A 5,452-nucleotide genomic window follows, 5' to 3' on the forward strand; every position below is an offset into this window, starting at 1 on the left:
CGCTCCTTGCGCAGCTCCACCATCGCGTACAGCGTCGGCACCAGCAGCAGGGTGAGCAGGGTCGAGCTGAACAGGCCGCCGATCACGACCACGGCCAGCCCCTGGGCGATGAAGCCGCCCTCGCCGGTGACGCCGAGCGCCATCGGGAGGAGGGCGAAGATGGTCGCCAGGGCCGTCATCAGGATCGGGCGCAGCCGGTGCCGGCCGCCCTCGATGACCGATTCGATGACGCCGAGCCCCTGGGCCCGGTACTGGTTGATCAGGTCGATCAGCACGATCGCGTTGGTGACCACGATGCCGATGAGCATCAGCATGCCGATCATCGCCGGGACGCCCATCGGAGTGCCCGTCACAACCAGCAGACCGATGGCGCCGGTCGCCGCGAACGGGATGGAGACCAGCAGGATCAGCGGCTGGATCAGCGAGCGGAAGGTGGCGACGAGCAGCATGAAGACGATCGCGATGGCCGCGAGCATCGCCAGGCCGAGCGAGGCGAACGCCTCGTCCTGGTCCTCGGAGACACCGCCGATGGCGGCCGTGGCGCCCTCCGGCAGATCGAGGGACTTCAGCTTGGAGGTGAGCTTGGTGCTGACCTCGCCCGTGTTGTCGCCGGTCGGCTTCGCGGTGATCGTCGCGGCCCGGGAGCCGTCGATCCGGGTCATGGAGACCGGTCCCGGCACCAGCTGGACATCGGCGATCTCACCGAGCTTGGCCGTGCCGAGCGGCAGCACCCGCAGTTCGGCGAGCGTCTTGGCCGGCTTGGCCGAGGTGATGACGACATCGCGCTCGGTGGTGTTCATGATGGCCTTGCCGGACGGGGTGCCGCGGACCGCCTGGGCGACGGCCATCCCGAGCGTGGTCTCGTCGAAACCGGCCTCGGCGGCCTTGGCGTTCGCCTTGACCGAGATCCGGGGGACGCTCTGGGCCAGGTCGCTCTGGACATCGGTGACATCGTCCAGTCCCGCGACCTCCTTGCGTACGGCCTCGGACGCCGACTTCAGGATGTCCGGGTCGGCGGCCTTCACCACGACGCTCAGATCCTGGCTGCCGAAGCCGTCACCGGCGGCGATGGTCGTGTCGCCGATGCCGTCGAGCTTGGCCAGCTCGCCGTCGATGCGGTCCTTGGTCTTCTCGTAGTCGGCCGCGTCCTTCAGCGTCATCTGGTACGTGGCCTGGTTGGTGCCCGTACCACCGCCGAAGGCCGCCATGAAGCCGGAGGAGCCCACGGTGACCTGGTAGTTCTCCAGCTCGTCAACTCCGTCGAGAACCTTCTCGACCTTCTTCGCGGCGGCGTCGGACGCCTCCAGGCTGGTGCCGGGGGGCAGTTCCTGCTTGAGGGACATGACCTCCTGCTCGCCCTGGTCGAAGAAGTTCGTCTTCAGCAGTCCGGCCATGCCGAACGTGCCGAGGAGGATGACGACGGCGAGGACGACGCTGGTGATCCGGCGGCGGGTCGCGAAGCGCAGGACGGGGACGTAGATCCGCTGGAGGCGGCTGCGCTCCTCCTTCTCCTCGGCGATCCGGCGGGCCTCGTCCGGGTCGAGGTCCCGTACGTCCTTGGGGGCGCGCAGGAACCAGAACGACAGCACCGGCACCACGGTGAGCGAGACCAGCAGCGAGGCGAGCAGCGCCGCGGTGACGGTCAGCGAGAACGAGCCGAACAGCTCGCCGACCATGCCGCCGACGAGTCCGATGGGCAGGAACACGGCCACGGTCGTCAGCGTCGACGCGGTGACCGCTCCGGCGACCTCCTTGACCGCGTCGATGATGGCACTCTGCCGCTCCTCGCCGTAGCCGAGGTGGCGCTTGATGTTCTCCAGGACGACGATCGAGTCGTCGACGACCCGGCCGATCGCGATGGTCAGCGCGCCCAGGGTGAGCATGTTGAGCGACAGATCACGGGTCCACAGCACGATCAGCGCGAGCACCACGGACAGCGGGATGGAGACCGCGGTGACCAGGGTGGAGCGCAGCGAGGCCAGGAAGACCAGGATGATGATCACCGCGAAGAGCAGTCCGAGCGCGCCCTCGGTGGTCAGTCCCGAGATCGCCTTGGAGACGGCCGGGCCCTGGTCGGACACGACGGTCAGCTCCGCGCCCGCGCCGAGGTCCTTGCGCATCTCGGGCAGCTTGTCCTTGACCGCGTCGGAGATGGCGACGGCACTGCCGTCGTTGTCCATGGTGGCCAGGACGGCGAGGCTCGGCTTGCCGTTGGTGCGGGTGAGGGAGGCGGCGGTGGACGGCGTCTCCTGCACGGTGGCGATGTCGCCGAGGCGTACCGGCTTGCCCTTGGCGGGCGGCGCCGGGGTGACGCGCAGCTCCTGGATCTGCTTCAGATCGGTGAAGCCGCCGCCGACCTGGACGGTACGGCTCTTGCCGTCCTCGCTGAAGGCACCGGCCGGGGTCGTCGCGCCGCCCGCGCGGAGCGCCGCGGCGAGGGCGGGGGTGTTCAGGCCCGCCGCGGCGAGCTTGGCCTCGTCGGGGGTGACGGAGACCTGGAGTTCCCGGACGCCGTCGATGGAGACCTGGCCGACGCCCTCGATGTCCTCCAGCGTGGGCACGACGGTGCGCTTGAGCTGGTCGGAGAGGGTCTGCTGGTCCTTGCCCGAGGTGACCGCGAGGACGACGGTGGGGATGTCGTCGGTGGAGCCCGCGATGACCTCGGGGTCGACGGTGTCGGGGAGCTGGCTGCGGGCCCGGTTCACCGCCTGCTGGACATCGGCGACGAGCTGCTTGGTGCCGTCCCCGTACTCGAAGCTGGCCATGATCACGGCGTTGCCCTCGCTCGCCGTGGAAGTGATGCCCTTGATGCCGTCGACGGTCTCGATGGTGCTTTCGAGCGGCTCCACGACCTGTTTCTCGACCACAGCGGGCGACGCGCCCTCGTAGGAGGCGAGCACCGACACCATCGGCAGGTCGATGGAGGGCAGCAACTGCTGCTTGAGCTGCGGGATGGCAATCGCCCCGAAGACGATCGCCACGATCGAGATCAGCCCGATGAGGGCGCGTTGCGACAGGCTGAACTTTGACAGCCAGGACATGAGGTCTCTCTTCTGTGGCTTACGCGGCAGGCATGATGGGCACACTTCAACGCCCGCTTATACGATCAGCCATGTGTGAGGGGTCACCCGTACCCCCCAGGTCCCGTTTCCTTATCTCGCGCATACCGCAGCTGGAGTACACGCGAGCGCGGATTCACTCCACCCTTGGACGGACGAGTCCGGACTCATAGGCCGTGACCACCAGTTGGGCCCGGTCGCGGGCGCCGAGCTTGGCCATCGCGCGGTTGACATGAGTCTTGACGGTGAGGGGGCTCACCTGGAGCCGTTCGGCGATCTCGTCGTTGGAGTGGCCGCCGGCGACCAGGACGAGGACCTCGCGCTCGCGCACGGTGAGCGCCCCGAGCCGTTCGGAGTACGTACCGGACCGGTCGGCGTCGTCCGCGTCGCTGCTCTGGGCGAGGAATCTGGCGATCAGGCCCTTGGTCGCGACCGGGGAGAGCAGGGCATCGCCCGCGGAGGCGATCCGGATGGCGTTCAGCAGTTCCTCCGGCTCCGCGCCCTTGCCGAGGAAGCCGGAGGCCCCCGCCCGCAGCGACTGGACGACGTACTCGTCCACCTCGAAGGTCGTCAGCATGACGACCCGTACCTGCGACAGCGCGGGATCGGCGCTGATCAGGCGGGTGGCGGCGAGGCCGTCCGTACCGGGCATCCGGATGTCCATCAGGACGACGTCGGCCCGCTCCGAGCGGGCGAGGGCGACGGCCTCCGCGCCGTCCGCGGCCTCCCCGACCACCTGCATGTCCGGCTCCGAGTCCACCAGGACCCGGAACGCGCTGCGCAGCAGTGTCTGGTCGTCGGCGAGCAGCACCCTGATCGTCATCTGTCCTTCCCCTCTCGCCCCGTCCGTGCCGTGAGAGGCAGTATCGCCTGCACCCGGAAGCCACCTCCGTATCGGGGGCCAGCACTGAGTCTGCCGCCGAGCGCGGTGACGCGCTCGCGCATCCCGAGCAGACCGTGGCCGCCCGAGGAGACCTCGCGGGCGTCCGGGGTACCGCCGTCGCGCGTACGGCCGCTGTCGCGGGTGCCGCCGCCGTCCCGGGTGCGAGCGGCGTCGTGGGTACGACCGGCGTCGTAAGGGTCACCGCTGTCCCGGGTGCCACCGGTATCCCAGGTGCCGCTGCCGCCCCAGGTGCCACTGCCGTACCGGGTGTCGCCGTCTCCCGGGGGAGCGCCGTTGTCCAGCACCGTGACCTCCAGGGTCAGTCCCACGCGGATCACGCTGACCTCCGCTTTGGCGCCGGGGCCCGCGTGCTTGCGCACATTGGTCAGCGCCTCCTGGATGATCCGGTACGCCGCGAGATCGACGGCCGCGGGGGGTTTGCCGCCGTCGTCGGCGCGGGCCACCTCGACCGGCAGCCCGGCGTGGCGGAAGGTGTCCACCAGTTCGTCGAGCACCTCCAGACCGGGGGCCGGTTCGGTGGGCGCCTCCGGGTCGCCGGACTGCCTCAGCAGCCCGACGGTGGCCCGCAGTTCGTTGAGCGCGGACCGGCTGGCCTCGCGTACATGCGCCAGCGCCTCCTTGGCCTGGTCGGGGCGCTTGTCCATGACATGCGCCGCCACGCCCGCCTGCACATTGACCAGGGCGATGTGGTGGGCGACCACGTCGTGCAGGTCGCGGGCGATCCGCAGCCGCTCCTCGGCGACCCGGCGCCTGGCCTCCTCCTCGCGGTTGCGCTCCGCGCGCTCGGCCCGCTCCCGGATGGCGTCGACGAACGCACGCCGGCTGCGTACGGCGTCACCGGCGGCGGCGGCCATACCGGTCCAGGCGAAGATGCCGAGGTTCTCCTGGGTGTACCAGGGGGTGGAGCCGAAGAACATGGCGGTGCCGGTGAGCACGGTCATGGTCAGCAGGCCGACCCGCCAGGTGGTGGGCCGGTCGGTGCGGGCGGCGACGGTGTAGAGCGCGATGACGGCGGCCATCACGACCGGGGCCGAAGGATCCCCGAACCCCAGTTCGATCAACGAGAGCACGCTCGTGAACACCAGCACCGCCATCGGGCTGCGGCGGCGGAACACGAGGGCGGCGGAGACCAGGACCATCAGCACCACGCTGAGCAGGTCGGGGGTACGGGTGCCGAACTCCGGCCCGTGCTTCCCGTTCACCGCGAACGAGCCGATGACCATGCAGATCAGTACGACCACGGCGAGCGCGCCGTCGAGTGCCAGCGGATGCTCGCGGAGCCATCGCTGGGTGCGGGTGAACGCCGTGGCGAGTGGGGTCACAGCATGAACGGTACGGCCTGCGCTGGCGAGGGCGGCAGCGGCGGGCTCGGGCTCTTGCCGGGGCGCTGCCCCGGGCCCCGCGCCTCAAACGCCGGCGAGGCTGAAATTTGCCCACCCGGGTGCGCAAAACCAGCCCGTTGGGGGTCCCCCCGGACGAAGTCTGGGGG

Annotated in this window: 3 protein-coding genes; all 3 read right to left on the reverse strand. The window is 70.0% G+C overall.

The features are described from left to right. Positions 1 to 3,041, reverse strand: a 3,041-nt coding sequence (locus ACWF94_RS32150; RefSeq protein WP_453496546.1) for an efflux RND transporter permease subunit, incomplete at its 3' end; no start/stop codon positions are given. A gap of 154 nt (positions 3,042 to 3,195) precedes the next feature. Then, positions 3,196 to 3,882: a response regulator gene (locus ACWF94_RS32155; protein ID WP_453496549.1), complete on the reverse strand. Its 687-nt coding sequence runs from the start codon at positions 3,880 to 3,882 to the stop codon at positions 3,196 to 3,198. Further along, positions 3,879 to 5,285, reverse strand: coding sequence for a sensor histidine kinase (locus ACWF94_RS32160; protein ID WP_453496552.1), 1,407 nt, complete (start codon positions 5,283 to 5,285; stop codon positions 3,879 to 3,881). The genes ACWF94_RS32155 and ACWF94_RS32160 overlap by 4 nt, the downstream gene beginning before the upstream one ends. Between the last annotated feature and the right edge of the window lie 167 nt (positions 5,286 to 5,452).

It is taken from the genome of Streptomyces sp. NPDC055078 (genome assembly GCF_053607985.1).

What these genes read in the sequence shown, in the direction of transcription:
- ACWF94_RS32155 (WP_453496549.1), bottom strand. Translation starts at nt 3,882, where the DNA reads ATGACGATCAGGGTGCTGCTCGCCGACGACCAGACACTGCTGCGCAGC.